Origin of the sequence: Enterococcus sp. AZ141, from assembly GCF_051714385.1 — a bacterium.
Classification (GTDB): domain Bacteria; phylum Bacillota; class Bacilli; order Lactobacillales; family Enterococcaceae; genus Enterococcus_D; species Enterococcus_D entomosocium.
In genome coordinates this window covers 3,468,590-3,484,124 of the sequence record NZ_JBIORT010000001.1, presented here as the reverse complement: position 1 = coordinate 3,484,124, position 15,535 = coordinate 3,468,590, and the positions used below count along the sequence as shown (strand labels likewise).

The window sequence follows — 15,535 nt, the reverse complement described above, 5'->3', positions numbered from 1 at the left end:
AGTGCAAGTTATGCGCTAGAGGCTTTTTTGTTTTTATCAATCATTTCTTGCATGAAAAACATACAACTGTTTGCTTGCTTCAAACAACGTTTCATCAAAAAATGGGTTCAGTCATTATAGGAGGGATACTATGAATAACAAAGAAATCGTCGCACAAGCGATCCATCAAGTAGTAAAAGAAGATCTATCGATCGAACAAGTTCAGCAATTACTGGAAAATCCAAAGTCAGCCGACCATGGGGATGTGGCATTCCCAGCCTTCTCGCTAGCAAAAGTCTATCGGAAAGCGCCGCAGCAAATTGCCGCAGACTTAGCAGAAAAAATCGATCAAGCGTCTTTTGAAAAAATTGAAGTGGTCGGTCCGTATTTAAACTTCTTTATGGATAAAAAAGCAATCTCTGCCCATGTCTTAGAGCTGGTTCTCAAAGAAAAAAATCATTTTGGCGATCAAACCATCGGCAATCAGCAAGCAGTACCGATCGATATGTCTTCACCAAATATTGCCAAACCCATCTCAATGGGGCATTTGCGTTCCACTGTGATTGGTAACTCGATCGGCTTTATTTTAGAAAAAATCGGTTATCAGCCAATTCGCATCAACCATTTAGGCGACTGGGGCACACAATTTGGGAAATTGATCGTTGCCTATAAGAAGTGGGGGTCAGAAGAAGCGGTCAAAGCGGAACCAATCAACGAACTATTACGTTTGTATGTTGATTTTCATGAAGCAGCCGAGACAGATAAGCAATTAGAAGATGATGCGAGAGCTTGGTTCAAGAAACTAGAAGATGGTGACCAAGAAGCAATGGATTTGTGGCAATGGTTCCGTGATGAATCATTAAAAGAATTCAATAAAATCTATGATATGTTGGAAGTTTCCTTTGATTCATTGAATGGCGAAGCTTTCTATAATGATAAAATGACAGAAGTCGTGGAATTATTAGAAGAAAAACACTTGCTAAAAGAAGACCAAGGGGCAGAAATCGTTGATTTGGCTGCCTATGACTTAAATCCGGCGTTGATCCGTAAGTCCGATGGTGCGACCCTTTACATCACACGGGATATGGCTGCAGCGCTTTACCGCAAACGGACCTACAATTTTGCAAAATCATTGTACGTGGTAGGGAATGAACAAAGTTATCACTTCAAACAATTAAAAGCTGTTTTGAAGGAAATGGGCTTTGAGTGGGCAGATGATATGACCCACGTACCATTTGGGTTGATCACCAAAGATGGGAAAAAACTGTCTACAAGAAAAGGCAAGATTGTTCTTTTGGAAGAAGTATTGAATGAAGCGATCGATTCAGCGAAAGAACAAATCACTGAAAAGAACCCAACACTTGAAAACAAAGAAGAAGTAGCAAAACAAGTCGGTGTCGGGGCAGTCGTTTTCCACGATTTGAAAAATGACCGTTTGAATAATTTCGACTTTACGCTAGAAGAAGTCGTCCGTTTTGAAGGAGAGACCGGACCATACGTGCAATACTCTCATGCCCGTGCCATGAGCATTCTTGAAAAAGCCAACTTTGATCCCGCTGCTGTCAGCAGTCTGGCGTTGGCAGACGCTGAGAGCTGGGAAGTTATCAAATTGATTCAGCGCTACCCAGAAACGGTCATGCAAGCGGCGGAAAAATATGAACCATCCGTCATTGCCAAACATGCCATCAAGTTGGCACAAGCCTTTAACAAGTATTATGCCAATGTCAAAATCTTAGCCGAAGATACGGAAAAAGACGCACGTCTAGCTCTTGTTTATGCAGTAACTACACTATTGAAAGAAGATTTACGGTTGCTTGGTTTACACGCACCCGACAAAATGTAACAAAAAAAGCTGTGCTTCTTGTTTCGACAAGGGCACAGCTTTTTTGTAGTGAAGAATGCAGCTAGATCCTATAGCTGTTTTTGCGCTATAAGACCGCGTGGTTTCTGATAAATTGATAAAAAGTTTCAGCGTCTTCGTCGCTGCGGGAAATCACCGCTACTGTATCAAAGCCCGCCAACGAGCAAACTTTTTCTGGCATGGTCACTTCATCGATCGCTGCCGAAAGCAAAGGCGCATTGTCCGCAACGGTATGGATCAAGGTCATGAATTGCACACGATCTACTTTAGTGACAACGTCTTCGATCATCTGTATCAAACGCTGCTCTTCTTCTTTTTCATCCTCAGAAGCTTGCATTCCTTGAAAAATGACAAACTTTGTCTGACCTGACTCATCGGGCACTTTCACGATTTTCAAATCACGAATATCGCGAGAAATAGTCGCTTGCGTGGCGGAGACGCCTTGGACTTCCAATTGCTGCAATAATTCTTCTTGCGTGCGTACAGTATGTTCAGTAATGATTTGTCTAATAAGTAAATGGCGATCAGCTTTTCGCATAGGTAAACTCCTTTAAGCATGATTGATTAAGTCAGCCTTATCATAGCAGATAAAGCCGAAAAAACCTAGATATAATAAGAAAAGAATTAGAACGTTAAAAAAAAGCGGGACCACGAATCGTAGTTTTTCATTTGAATCAGTTGCATTTCTTTTTTAGCTACTGTATACTGTTTAAGGCGTGAGTTTTTCACGTCAATCCCACATCTTGTTCCATCTGCGAAGCGGTGCTGATCGATTCAGTTCTTCAAGGAGTAAAAGAGCAAGAGAGGAAAACAAAAAACCAAATTGGAGGAAACACAACATGGCAGTAATCTCAATGAAACAATTACTAGAAGCCGGCGTACACTTTGGTCACCAAACTCGTCGCTGGAACCCAAAAATGAAGAAATATATCTTCACAGAAAGAAACGGCATCTACATCATTGATTTGCAAAAAACAGTGAAATTAGTAGACGCAGCTTACGACTACATGAAAAATGTTGCTGAAGAAGGCGGCGTTGCATTGTTCGTAGGTACTAAAAAACAAGCACAAGAAGCAATCAAAGAAGAAGCAATCCGTTCAGGTCAATACTATGTTAACCATCGTTGGTTAGGTGGAACATTGACAAACTGGGAAACAATCCAAAAACGTGTTGCTCGTTTGAAACAAATCAACAAAATGGAAGAAGATGGTACATTTGCTGTTCTTCCTAAAAAAGAAGTCGTTGGCTTGAACAAAGAGCGCGAACGTCTTGAAAAATTCTTAGGCGGTATTGCTGATATGCCAAGAATTCCAGATGTAATGTACGTTGTTGACCCACGTAAAGAACGTATCGCGATTCAAGAAGCACGCAAATTAAATATCCCGATCGTAGCGATGGTCGATACAAACTGTGATCCAGACGAAATCGATGTTGTTATCCCATCAAATGATGACGCTATTCGTGCCGTTAAATTGATCACTGCGAAAATGGCAGATGCTTTCATCGAAGGTAACCAAGGCGAAGACCAAGTAGCAGAAGAAGATTTTGCTGCTGAATCAACAGAAAACGCAACTTCAATCGAAGAAATCGTTGATGTTGTCGAAGGCGACAACGCATCAGCTGAATAATAAATGATGGAGCTGTTTCAAAGGCTAGGCGCCAAGCCTCACTCTCCTTTGAAACAGCTTTTTTTAAAGACAAGCAATCTTGTTTAAAAACATTTAGGAGGAAACAAAAAATGGCAGAAGTAACAGCTAAATTAGTAAAAGAATTACGCGATATGACTGGTGTAGGAATGATGGACGCAAAACGTGCATTAGTTGAAGTAGAAGGCGACATCGAAAAAGCCGTTGACTTATTACGTGAAAAAGGTATGGCAAAAGCTGCGAAGAAAAACGACCGTATTGCTGCTGAAGGTTTAGCATCTGTAGCAATCAACGGCAACACAGCAGCAATCGTTGAAGTGAACTCAGAAACTGACTTCGTTTCTAAAAACGAAATGTTCCAAGACTTAGTAAAAGAAATCGCTGAAGTAATCGCAGCAAACAAACCAGCTGATATGGATGCTGCTTTAAAATTAGAAACCTCTAAAGGCACAATGGATGCTGCGTTGATCGAAGCAACACAAGTAATCGGAGAAAAAATCAGCTTCCGTCGTTTTGAAGTTGTTGAAAAAGATGACAATGCTGCTTTCGGCGGTTACCTACACATGGGCGGACGTATTGCGGTGTTGACTGTTCTTGAAGGAACAACTGACGAATCAGTTGCGAAAGATGTTGCAATGCACGTTGCAGCGATCAACCCTCGCTACGTGAACGAAGCACAAATCTCTCAAGAAGAATTGGATCATGAAAAACAAGTCTTGACAGAACAAGCATTGAACGAAGGCAAACCAGCGAACATCGTTGAAAAAATGGTTGAAGGACGCTTGAAGAAATTTAAAGCAGAAATCGCTTTGGTTGACCAACCATTCGTTAAAGACCCAGATATGACAGTTGAAAAATATGTTGCATCAAAAGGCGCAACTGTGAAATCTTTTGTCCGCTTTGAAGTCGGCGAAGGTATCGAAAAACGCGAAGACAACTTCGTTGAAGAAGTAATGAGCCAAGTGAAAAAATAATTCTGTTCCTCGAACAGATGGGAACGCATGGAAGTGCGCTCCCTTTTTTTAAGCAAAAACGGTTTTTGAAGAAATAGTGTAGATAATTTTCAACGAAAGAGCACCAATATGCTACAATAGTATTGGAGAATGTACGGAGGAATCATGATGGGCAAACCAAAATATCAACGTGTTGTATTAAAATTAAGTGGTGAAGCATTAGCGGGTGACGAAGGCTTTGGGATCAAACCACCGACCATCCAGGAGATCGTTAAAGAGATCAAGGAAGTCCACGAATTAGGTGTACAGATGGCGATCGTGGTCGGCGGCGGAAACATTTGGCGTGGACAAATCGGTGCGCAAATGGGGATGGAAAGAGCCCAAGCTGATTACATGGGCATGCTAGCGACTGTGATGAATGCTTTAGCATTACAAGATACACTAGAAAACGCTGGTGTACCAACGCGTGTCCAAACTTCAATCGAGATGCGTCAAATCGCTGAGCCTTATATTCGTCGTAGAGCAGAACGCCACTTAGAAAAAGGACGGGTCGTCATTTTTGCTGGCGGAACCGGGAATCCTTATTTCTCAACTGATACGACCGCAGCCTTACGGGCAGCTGAAATCAACGCCGATGTCATTTTGATGGCAAAAAACAATGTTGATGGCGTCTACTCAGCAGATCCTAAAACGGATCAAAGTGCTGTGAAATTTGAAGAATTGACTCATTTAGAAGTCATTTCCAAAGGATTGCAAGTAATGGATTCAACCGCAAGTTCATTAAGTATGGACAACGATATTCCATTAGTCGTATTCAACTTGAATGAGCATGGAAACATTCGCCGCGCCATTTTAGGTGAACATATTGGAACGACAGTAAGGGGGAAATAACATGGCTGACAAAATTTTAACAGAAGCAAAAGACAAAATGAAAAAAGCAGCAGAAAACTTGCAGCGGGAACTAGGACAAATCCGTGCTGGCCGCGCGAACGCGAGCATCTTAGACCGCGTAATGGTTACTTACTATGGTGTACCAACACCCTTGAACCAAATGGCTTCAATTACGATTCCAGAAGCAAGAATTTTGATGATCACACCTTTTGACAAAACAATGATCCAAGAAGTTGAAAAAGCCATCATGCAAAGTGATATTGGTATCACGCCTGCCAATGACGGAACAGTGATTCGTTTGGTGATTCCTCAATTAACGGAAGAACGCCGTAAAGAATTAGCAAAAGACGTGAAAAAAGAAGCTGAAAATGCGAAAATCGCCGTCCGTAACATTCGTCGGGATGCCATGGAAGCTTACAAGAAACAAGAAAAAGCTGGCGACATCACAGAAGATGATTTGCGGGAATCTGAAAAAGAAGTGCAGACTGCTACAGATAACAGCATCAAAGAAATCGATGCCATCGCAGCTGAAAAAGAACAAGAATTACTTGAAGTTTAAAAGGAATGACGAAGAGTCGCTTCAGCGGCTCTTTTTTTATGGGCGAAACTATCTCATGTACTTGAATATGACAGCTGTTTTTTTGTTTTTTCTTAATATGGAAATCTTTTCTTGGTTTTCATAGGCAAGAAATCTGATTATTGTTATAATGTAAAAGATGAATTTCAAGAATTGGAAGAGGAGCGAATACGATGCTGCGTTTTTTTCCACAAAAAGACAAATATATCAAAGAAGCGGCTGAACATGAATTTGATCCATCACTGCCGATTCCCCAACACATCGCGATCATTATGGATGGTAACGGCAGATGGGCGCAAAATCGGCGCTTGCCAAGAGTAGCTGGCCACAAAGAAGGCATGGAGACGGTAAAGAAAATCACGAAACACGCTTCACACTTAGGTGTGAAGGTATTGACGCTTTATGCATTTTCGACAGAGAATTGGAAACGGCCGAACGAGGAAGTAGACTTTTTGATGCAACTACCAGTCGACTTTTTCGACACCTTTGTTCCTGAGCTAATCAAAGAAAATGTTCAAGTCAAAGTGATGGGGTTCACGGATTCTTTACCCCTACACACGCAAGAAGCGGTCAAGCGAGCGATCGACCAAACCAAAGACAATACGGGAATGATCTTGAATTTTGCTTTGAATTATGGCAGCCGCGCAGAAATTTTGACAGCTGTCCAAGCGCTTTATGAAGAACTCTCGGCTTCCGGCGAAGCCCTACCAGAGCTCACGGAAGACATGCTGGGGACGCATTTGATGACTGGTTTTTTACCAAGCCCTTTGCGGGATCCTGAATTGGTGATTCGAACGAGTGGTGAGGAACGTGTCAGTAATTTCTTGTTATGGCAGATTGCATACAGCGAGTTATTCTTTACGAAGGCGCTCTGGCCTGATTTCGATGCTGCGTTATTAGAGGACGCGATTGGGAGCTTTCAACAACGAAACCGGCGTTTTGGCGGTTTGAAAACAGAGGAGGAAGAAGAGTGAGACAACGTGTAATCACTGCGGTCGTCGCATTAGCCTTTTTCCTGCCAATTATTTATGTTGGCGGCATTGCCGTCGAATTGCTGGCAGCAGCAATGGCAGGAATTGGTGTTTATGAATTATTTCGGATGAAAGGACTAGCTATTTTCAGTTTTGAAGGAATTCTTTCAATCCTCGGAGCGGTGATCTTAGTTTTGCCTCAAGAACGCTGGTTTTTCTTTTTGCCAGAGGGGACAGATAAAAGTGCCTTGTACTATCTGATCGTTCTTTTGTTACTAGGGATCGCGGTTATTTCGAAAAATACGTATACCATCGATGAAGCTGGGTTTCCGGTGATCGTTAGCTTATATACCGGTGTCGGGTTTGAACGTTTCTTGACGGCACGGTCAGCAACGGATGGATTAGTTGTTTTAGTTTTCGGGCTGTTTATCGTGTGGGCAACGGATATTGGGGCTTACATGGTGGGACGGCGTTACGGCCAACGAAAATTATGGCCGGAGATTTCTCCTAATAAAACCATCGAAGGGGCCCTAGGCGGGATTGCTGCTGCGGTGGTCGTAGCTGGTTTGTATCTATTAGCATTTCCTGGGAAAGATTATTTTGGACACGGTAGTGCCATCATGATTTTATTGACGGTCCTCTTTTCGATCGCTGGGCAATTTGGTGATTTAGTGGAATCCGCGATCAAACGTCACTATGGCGTGAAGGATTCAGGGAATATCCTGCCAGGTCACGGAGGAATCTTAGATCGCTTCGACAGCATGTTGTTTGTGTTTCCAATCATGTATTTATTCGGTGTCTTTTAGAAAATTTTTAAGAAGTGCAGGCTTGGCTTGCGCTTCTTTTTTTAAATTCTTGTTACAACGGGAATGTGAGTTCCTCAACGGGAACCGGTGTGATAAAATAAGGAAAGGCTGCCCTGAATGAGAGGGATGCTGTGAAAGAGAGGAACGAGCATGAAAACGATACTTGTATTTATCATTATCTTTTCCGTGGTGGTAGTGATTCACGAATTTGGACACTACTTCTTTGCAAAACGGGCAGGTATTTTAGTAAGAGAGTTTGCCATCGGTATGGGGCCTAAATTGTTCGCGCATCAAGCGAAAGATGGGACGACCTACACGATTCGGATGCTGCCATTAGGCGGGTATGTCCAAATGGCAGGCTGGGGCGAAGATGAGACCGAATTAACGCCTGGCATGCCAGTCTCCTTGGTTCAAGATGCAACTGGCAAAGTCACCAAAATCAATACAAGCAAAAAGATCCAATTGCCGCAAGCGATCCCCATGGAAGTGACCGACTTTGACTTGGAGGAGAAGTTGACGATCACTGGCTTCATCAACGGCAATGAACAAGAAGCGGTTACGTACGCTGTGGATCATGACGCAACGATCATTCATGAAGATGGCGTTGAAGTTCGGATCGCACCAAAAGACGTTCAATTCCAGTCTGCAAAGCTGTGGCAACGAATGCTGACGAATTTTGCAGGACCGATGAATAACTTTATTTTATCCTTGGTTTTATTCACTGGGTTGGTGTTTGCGCAAGGTGGTGTCGCGAATCAAGATGCAACCGTCGTGACAGGAATCGAAGCAGGAACCCCGGCTGCTGAAGCCGGGCTGCAAAATGGCGACGAAATCCTAGCAGTTGAAGGCGTCGATGTTTCCAACTGGTCAGAATTGACGACAGAGATCCAAAAGTACCCAGCTACTCAGATTACTCTAGAAGTCAAACGAGGAGCGGAAACACTTGATTTGACAGCAACTCCTGCGAGTCAAGAATCAGGGGAGACCACGATCGGTTTCTTAGGGATCACGGCTTCGTTAAAAACTGGGATCGGAGACATCTTACTGGGTGGCTTACAAACGACCATTGACAATTCGCTGGTTATTTTTAGAGCAGTCGGCAACTTGATCGCCCAACCAGATATCAATAAATTGGGCGGACCGGTAGCGATTTTCCAACTGTCTTCTCAAGCCGCATCGCAAGGTGTCACAACGGTGATCGCCATGATGGCGATGATTTCCATCAATTTGGGGATCTTTAATTTATTGCCGATTCCTGGATTAGATGGTGGGAAACTGGTTTTAAATATTTTAGAAGGTGTGCGAGGCAAGCCAATCAGTCAAGAAAAAGAAGGCATCATTACCCTGATTGGGTTTGGGTTTTTGATGCTGCTGATGGTTCTCGTTACCTGGAATGATATCCAACGTTTCTTCTTTTAAAAATAAGACGCACAAGCAAATCAATTGTTGATCGGGTGAACATGATTTTTTGTAGCAAAGGAGAAAAAAATGAAACAGTCAAAATGTTTGATTCCGACATTGAGGGAAACCCCCAGCGATGCGGAGACGTTAAGTCATCAACTGTTAGTTAGGGCAGGGTATATTCGACAAGTGGCGGCAGGCATCTATGTCTACTTGCCATTAGCACAAAGGGTGTTAGAAAAGATCAAACGGGTCATTCGTGAGGAGCTGGCAGAAATCGATGCTGTGGAGATGGCGATGCCTTCTTTGCTTCCGTATGAACCATGGAAGGAGTCTGGACGGGCCTCACTGTATGGTGAGTCTTTGTATCGGTTGACAGATCGAAACGAACGAGAGATCGTTTTAGGGCCCACTCACGAAGAGCCGTTCACGACATTGATCAAAAACGAGATCACGTCTTATAAGCGACTGCCTTTGAGCTTATATCAGATCCAAACGAAATATCGGGACGAACAGCGGCCGCGTTTTGGATTGATTCGCAGCCGTGAATTTATCATGCAAGATGGCTATTCTTTTCACGCCGATGAAGCCAGCTTAGATCAAACCTATAATCGCTACGAAATGGCTTACCATGCCATATTGAAACGCTGTGGGATCGAGTATCGGGCAGTGGTCGGGGATAATGGCTTGATGGGTGGCCGAGATTCAAAAGAGTTTTTGGCATTGTCTGGAATCGGCGAAGAGCTGATCTGTTATTCGACTGAAAGCGACTATGTCGCCAATTGGAAACTAGCAACTAGTCAGTATATCGCTAAAAAATCTCATGAGACCTACTTAGAGTTACAAAAAGTCGTTCATAAAGAATCATTATCGTTAGAGGAACTGGCGAAAACACACGATACGGATTTGCAAAAAATCGTTCAAGTATTTTTGCTGCTCGTTGACGAGCAAGTCATTATGGTATTGCTTCGAGGTGATCACAGTCTCAATGAAACAAAAATCAAGCATTTTTTAGCGGCTGATCAAGTGAAGGTCCTGACTGCTGAAGAAGCCGAGTCCTATCTGACCAGTGACACACAACTTCGCAGCCCCATTGAGCTTGCTGATTCGATCCAATTGTATGCGGATCAGCATGTCCAAGATATGGCGAATCTGATCGTACCAGCTGCAGAAAAACAGAGCTATTTTCTCAATGCAAATGTAGGCCGTGATTTTCAACCACTAGCCTTTGCCGATTTTCGCTTGGTTCAAGAAGGCGATCCTTCCCCAGATGGAAAAGGAACCTTAACCTTTACGCGAGGAATCGAAGTTGGGCATATCTTCAAGTTAGGAACCAAGTACAGCGAGGCCCAAGAAGCGACGGTTGTCGATGAAAATGGCGATGAACAACCAATCATCATGGGCTGTTATGGTCTGGGCGTTTCTCGGCTGCTTTCAACAATCGTCGAACAATACGGCAATGAGTTTGGGATCGATTGGCCCCAAGAAATTGCCCCATTTGATGTGCATATCATCCAAACGTCGATTGAAGATAGCTATCAAAATGCCTTAAGTGAAGAAGTAGAAGAAATGATGAACCAAGTCGGCTATCAAGTATTGGTGGATGACCGCAATGAACGTGCAGGGGTCAAATTTGCAGATGCCGATTTGATTGGTTGTCCGATTCGCTTGACCATCGGTAAAAAAGCCGTAGAAGGCATCGTGGAGATCAAAATCAAGCATACTGGCGCAACCGTTGAAGTGAGGAAAGAAGAAGTCGCTTCGACCTTGACGATTTTATTAGCCAACCAAGAATAAATCGGAACAAATGGTAGATCGAGAGAGGAAATCCTTTCTCGATTTTTTAATGAAAGTGAAGACAAAAAGAGGTATACTAGTGAGTACTGAGAAAAGGAGGATCTTCAATTGTCAAAAGAAAGAGAGACCTTTGAGATATTATTAGACCAAATTGCAGCTGCCCCAAATCTTCGGCAGCATCCGTTGATGCAGACTGCCCAAATCAGACAAGTAACCGTGCATCGACAATCAAAAGCGTGGACGTTTTATTTCCAATTTGAACGTTTATTACCGGTGATGGTGTATCAATCCTTTAAACAACACATTGAACTAGCGTTTAAAGAGATCGCGGAAGTTCGCATTGTCATTGAAGCTCAAGATGGTTCCTTCGATGAGCAGTTCATTCAAGAATACTGGCCATTAGCGTTAGCCAATCAAAATTGTGATCGGCCGTTAGTTCATCAAGTGATTAAAAATCAAATGCCTATGATTCAAGAGAACAAAGTGATTTTACCCGTCAACAATGATGCGGTCATCACGATTTTGCAGCAACAGTACTTACCGATCATTGAGGAAAATTATGGGACTTTCGGGTTTCAAAAATTTCGGATCTTGCCGCAGCTAGACAAAGAACAGGCTGAGGCAGCCTTGAAAGAACTTGAAGCACGAAAAGAAGAACAAACGGCAGCCTTCCAATTGCAAGCCGCTGAGAACTTAATGGCCCACGAGCAACGCAAAAAAGAAGTCAAAACAGTCGAATTTGACGGACCAATTGCCTTGGGACGTAATATTCCTGCCGATGAACCTGTGACACCGATGATCAATATCATTGAGGAAGAACGCAGAGTTACGATCCAAGGGTATGTCTTTGATAAAGAAGTTCGAGAATTGCGTTCAAAACGGAAGATTTTGATTTTGAAAATCACCGACTATACGTCGTCGTTTAGTGTGAAAAAATTCTCCAATAATGAAAAAGATGAACAAGTCTTTGATGCCATTGCTAAAGGTAGTTGGGTCAAAGTGCGTGGTAGTGTTCAAGAAGATACTTTTATGCGAGATCTCGTTATGAATGCGCAAGATTTGCTGGAAGTCAAACACGAGGCCCGCAAAGATTATGCACCTGAAGGCGAAAAACGGGTCGAACTTCACCTGCATTCCAATATGAGTACGATGGATGCAACCAACAATGTGGCAGACTTTGTCGCTCAAGCTGGCAAGTGGGGCCATAAGGCGATTGCGATCACCGATCATGGCGGCGCACAAGGGTTTCCTGATGCCCATCACGCCGGAGAAAAAGCCGGGGTAAAAATTCTTTACGGTGTGGAAGCCAATATCGTGGATGACGGGGTAGCGGTTGCCTATAATCCGAAGCCTGTCCCACTGACTGATGCCACTTATATCGTGTTTGACGTGGAGACCACCGGATTGTCTGCAGTGTACGACACCATCATTGAATTGGCCGCTGTGCGGATGCATAAAGGCAACGTGGAAGGCTCCTTTGATGAATTCATCGATCCTGGCCATCCTTTATCACGAACGACCGTAGAATTGACGGGGATCACCGATGAAATGGTTCGGGGGTCAAAATCGGAAGAAGAAGTCTTACGTTTGTTCCGTGAGTTTTCTGAAGGAGCCATTCTAGTTGCCCACAATGCGTCATTTGATATGGGCTTCTTAAATACAAGTTATCGAAAATACGGTATTCCAGAAGCAGAAAATCCCGTCATTGATACATTGGAACTCGCTCGTTATTTGTATCCAGAGTTTAAGCGATTCGGTTTAGGTGTCCTTTCCAAAAAATTCGGCGTTAGTTTGGAGCAACATCACCGAGCGATCTACGATGCCGAGGCAACCGGTCATTTAGCGTGGATCTTTGTCAAAGAAGCGATGGAAAAACATGACATGCTGCTGCACGAAGATTTGAACCGACACGTTGGGGGCGAGAACTCCTATAAAGCAGCTCGGCCTTTTCATGCCACGATCTTAGCCCGAACACAGGCGGGATTGAAGAATTTATTCAAGCTGATCTCGATGTCGAATGTGAAGTACTTCCATGATAAAGTCCCGCGGATCCCGCGCTCAGAATTGGTGAAATTGCGGGAAGGATTGTTAGTCGGAACCGCTTGTGATAAAGGGGAAGTCTTTGTCGCAATGATGCAAAAAGGGGTTGATGCAGCGCGGGAACTTGCTAAGTTTTATGACTATATCGAAGTCATGCCCAAAGCAGTTTATGCCCATCTCCTAGAAACGGAGCTCGTGAAAAGCGAAAAAGACCTAGAAGACATTATTCGGAATTTGATCCAAATGGGTGAGGAGTTAGGGAAAATCGTTGTTGCTACTGGGAATGCCCACTACCTGAACGAAGAAGATGCCATTTATCGTAAGGTCTTGATCAATTCGATGGGGGGCGCCAATCCCTTGAATCGACATAGTTTACCGGATGTACACTTCCGAACAACCGATGAGATGCTGACCGCTTTTCAGTTTTTAGGTCCGGAAGTAGCGAAAGAAATTGTGGTGACGAACCCAAATAAAATCGCTGATCTCTGTGAAAAAGTCATTCCGGTAAAAGATGATCTGTATACACCAAAGATTCCCGGATCTGAACAAGAGATCACCGACTTGAGTTACAACCGTGCCAAAGAGCTATACGGTGATCCATTACCAGAAATTGTGGAAAAACGTTTGAAAAAAGAGCTTGATTCGATCATTGGGAATGGGTTTTCCGTGATCTATTTGATCTCACAAAAACTGGTTCATAAAAGCAATCAAGACGGCTACTTAGTAGGGTCACGGGGATCAGTCGGTTCTAGTTTCGTAGCAACGATGACTGGGATCACTGAGGTCAATCCATTAGCCCCTCATTATTATTGTCCCGATTGCCAGTATTCTGAGTTTTACGAAGACGGCTCGTATGGTTCTGGTTATGATATGCCAGAGAAAAAATGTCCAAAATGCGGCACACGTCTGAACAAAGATGGCCATGATATTCCTTTTGAAACCTTCCTTGGTTTCCATGGCGATAAAGTCCCCGATATCGATTTGAACTTCTCTGGGGAATATCAGCCAGAGGCCCATAACTATACGAAAGTGCTCTTCGGCGAAGAATATGTCTATCGTGCCGGAACGATCGGTACAGTAGCCGATAAAACAGCCTTCGGTTTCGTAAAAGGCTTTGAGCGCGATCATAATCTCCATTATCGAGCAGCTGAAGTCGATCGATTGGCTAAGGGTGCAACTGGCGTCAAACGGACAACTGGTCAGCATCCGGGGGGAATCATCGTTATTCCAGACTATATGGATGTCTATGATTTCACGCCGATTCAATACCCAGCAGATGATCAAAATTCAGAATGGAAAACGACCCACTTTGATTTCCATTCCATTCATGACAATATTTTAAAACTGGATATCCTGGGACACGATGACCCAACGGTGATTCGGATGCTGCAGGATTTATCAGGAATCGATCCTAAAACGATCCCCACGGATGATCCGGAAGTGATGCGTATTTTTGGTGGTACGGACGTGCTAGGTGTGACTGAAGAGCAGATCTACTCCAAAACAGGTACATTAGGCATCCCAGAATTTGGGACCCGATTTGTGCGGGGGATGTTGGATCAAACCCATCCATCGACGTTTGCAGAGCTCTTGCAGATCTCTGGTCTTTCCCATGGTACCGATGTATGGTTGGGTAATGCCGAAGAACTGATTCGTCGCGGAGATGCCAGTCTAGCAGAAGTAATCGGCTGTCGGGATGATATCATGGTGTATTTGATCCATGCTGGCTTAGATGACGGGATGGCCTTTAAAATCATGGAGACGGTTCGTAAAGGGCAATGGAACAAGATCCCTGACGACTTGCGGGACACTTACTTGCAAGCGATGCGGGAGAACAATGTCCCTGAATGGTATATCGATTCTTGTTCGAAGATCAAGTACATGTTCCCGAAAGCCCATGCGGCGGCGTATGTTTTGATGGCGTTGCGGGTGGCTTACTTTAAAGTGTACTTCCCAATTCTCTATTACTGTGCTTATTTCTCTGTCCGGGCGGATGATTTTGATTTGATTGCCATGTCAAAAGGAAAAGACGCCGTAAAAGAACGGATGCAAGAAATCACTGACAAAGGATTGGATGCGTCAACGAAAGAAAAGAATCTGTTAACCGTTCTGGAGTTAGCCAATGAAATGTTAGAGCGCGGTTATGAATTTGGGATGATCGATCTGTATAAATCGGATGCGGAAAACTTCGTGATCGACGGAAAAAAATTGATCGCACCATTTCGAGCAGTACCGAGTTTGGGACTAAACGTAGCGAAACAAATCGTGGAAGCACGGAAAAATGGTCCTTTCTTATCGAAAGAAGATCTCGCCAATCGCGGGAAAGTTTCTAAGACTTTGATTGAATACATGACGGATAACGGTGTTCTAAAAGATTTACCTGATGAAAATCAGTTGTCGTTGTTTGATATGTTGTAAACCACCGGCTGTTCACTTAAGATAAAAAAAAGCACATCATCATAATGGCTAGTATAGCTAGTTTCTGCATGATGTGCTTTTTTGTCTTGTTTGTGAAATCGATCTAAGCAGCCACAATCTGACGAAAATCAGAAAGATCGTGGTCTATTGTGGGAAATCATAGGGGCCAGCCTTGGTAGCGAATCAATCGAACCT

General features: G+C 43.5%; 11 protein-coding genes and 1 other annotated feature (1 of these 12 only partly in view). Of the genes, 10 read left to right on the top strand and 1 reads right to left on the bottom strand.

Going from position 1 to position 15,535, the window contains the following annotated elements; all coding sequences use genetic code 11:
* Positions 1-3: a binding site (T-box leader), on the top strand (it extends 191 nt beyond the left edge of the window).
* Positions 4-130: 127 nt separating this feature from the next.
* Positions 131-1,822: an arginine--tRNA ligase gene (gene argS / locus IGI89_RS16015; RefSeq protein ID WP_005237000.1), complete on the top strand. Its 1,692-nt coding sequence runs from the start codon at positions 131-133 to the stop codon at positions 1,820-1,822.
* Positions 1,823-1,907: 85 nt separating this feature from the next.
* Here the strand turns inward: argS and IGI89_RS16010 are convergent, their stop codons facing one another.
* A complete protein-coding gene (locus tag IGI89_RS16010) occupies positions 1,908-2,378 on the bottom strand; it encodes an arginine repressor (RefSeq protein WP_005236999.1) in 471 nt (156 codons plus the stop codon).
* 301 nt (positions 2,379-2,679) lie between these two features.
* On the opposite strand from IGI89_RS16010, the gene rpsB reads away from it, so the two are divergent.
* The 9 genes from rpsB (at position 2,680) to IGI89_RS15965 (ending at position 15,340) form a co-directional block, all read left to right on the top strand.
* A complete protein-coding gene (gene rpsB, locus IGI89_RS16005) occupies positions 2,680-3,468 on the top strand; it encodes a 30S ribosomal protein S2 (RefSeq protein ID WP_005229426.1) in 789 nt (262 codons plus the stop codon).
* 110 nt (positions 3,469-3,578) lie between these two features.
* Complete coding sequence (gene tsf, locus IGI89_RS16000; protein ID WP_005229432.1) at positions 3,579-4,460, top strand: translation elongation factor Ts; 882 nt, start codon at positions 3,579-3,581, stop codon at positions 4,458-4,460.
* Between the two features lie 147 nt (positions 4,461-4,607).
* Positions 4,608-5,330, top strand: coding sequence for a UMP kinase (gene pyrH / locus IGI89_RS15995; protein ID WP_005229433.1), 723 nt, complete (start codon positions 4,608-4,610; stop codon positions 5,328-5,330).
* Position 5,331: 1 nt separating this feature from the next.
* Entirely contained in the window at positions 5,332-5,889 is a 558-nt protein-coding gene (gene frr, locus IGI89_RS15990) for a ribosome recycling factor (RefSeq protein WP_005229434.1), read from the top strand.
* A 191-nt stretch (positions 5,890-6,080) separates the two neighbouring features.
* Positions 6,081-6,881: an isoprenyl transferase gene (locus tag IGI89_RS15985; protein ID WP_005236994.1), complete on the top strand. Its 801-nt coding sequence runs from the start codon at positions 6,081-6,083 to the stop codon at positions 6,879-6,881.
* The gene (locus IGI89_RS15980) at positions 6,878-7,684 is read left to right on the top strand and encodes a phosphatidate cytidylyltransferase (RefSeq protein ID WP_005236992.1); all 807 of its coding nucleotides are present in this window, start codon (positions 6,878-6,880) and stop codon (positions 7,682-7,684) included. Before IGI89_RS15985 ends, IGI89_RS15980 begins: the two co-directional genes overlap by 4 nt.
* A 150-nt stretch (positions 7,685-7,834) precedes the next feature.
* Complete coding sequence (gene rseP / locus IGI89_RS15975; RefSeq protein WP_005236991.1) at positions 7,835-9,103, top strand: RIP metalloprotease RseP; 1,269 nt, start codon at positions 7,835-7,837, stop codon at positions 9,101-9,103.
* A 69-nt stretch (positions 9,104-9,172) separates the two neighbouring features.
* A complete protein-coding gene (locus IGI89_RS15970) occupies positions 9,173-10,882 on the top strand; it encodes a proline--tRNA ligase (protein WP_008381112.1) in 1,710 nt (569 codons plus the stop codon).
* A 108-nt stretch (positions 10,883-10,990) separates the two neighbouring features.
* Positions 10,991-15,340, top strand: a complete 4,350-nt coding sequence (locus tag IGI89_RS15965) for a PolC-type DNA polymerase III (RefSeq protein ID WP_005236975.1) — start codon at positions 10,991-10,993, stop codon at positions 15,338-15,340.
* Positions 15,341-15,535 lie beyond the last annotated feature (195 nt).

Excerpts from the sequence above, each read along its gene's own strand:
- argS (WP_005237000.1), top strand. The coding sequence starts at position 131 with ATGAATAACAAAGAAATCGTCGCACAAGCGATCCATCAAGTAGTAAAA.
- IGI89_RS16010 (WP_005236999.1), bottom strand. The coding sequence starts at position 2,378 with ATGCGAAAAGCTGATCGCCATTTACTTATTAGACAAATCATTACTGAA.
- rpsB (WP_005229426.1), top strand. The coding sequence starts at position 2,680 with ATGGCAGTAATCTCAATGAAACAATTACTAGAAGCCGGCGTACACTTT.
- tsf (WP_005229432.1), top strand. The coding sequence starts at position 3,579 with ATGGCAGAAGTAACAGCTAAATTAGTAAAAGAATTACGCGATATGACT.
- pyrH (WP_005229433.1), top strand. The coding sequence starts at position 4,608 with ATGGGCAAACCAAAATATCAACGTGTTGTATTAAAATTAAGTGGTGAA.
- frr (WP_005229434.1), top strand. The coding sequence starts at position 5,332 with ATGGCTGACAAAATTTTAACAGAAGCAAAAGACAAAATGAAAAAAGCA.
- IGI89_RS15985 (WP_005236994.1), top strand. The coding sequence starts at position 6,081 with ATGCTGCGTTTTTTTCCACAAAAAGACAAATATATCAAAGAAGCGGCT.
- rseP (WP_005236991.1), top strand. The coding sequence starts at position 7,835 with ATGAAAACGATACTTGTATTTATCATTATCTTTTCCGTGGTGGTAGTG.
- IGI89_RS15970 (WP_008381112.1), top strand. The coding sequence starts at position 9,173 with ATGAAACAGTCAAAATGTTTGATTCCGACATTGAGGGAAACCCCCAGC.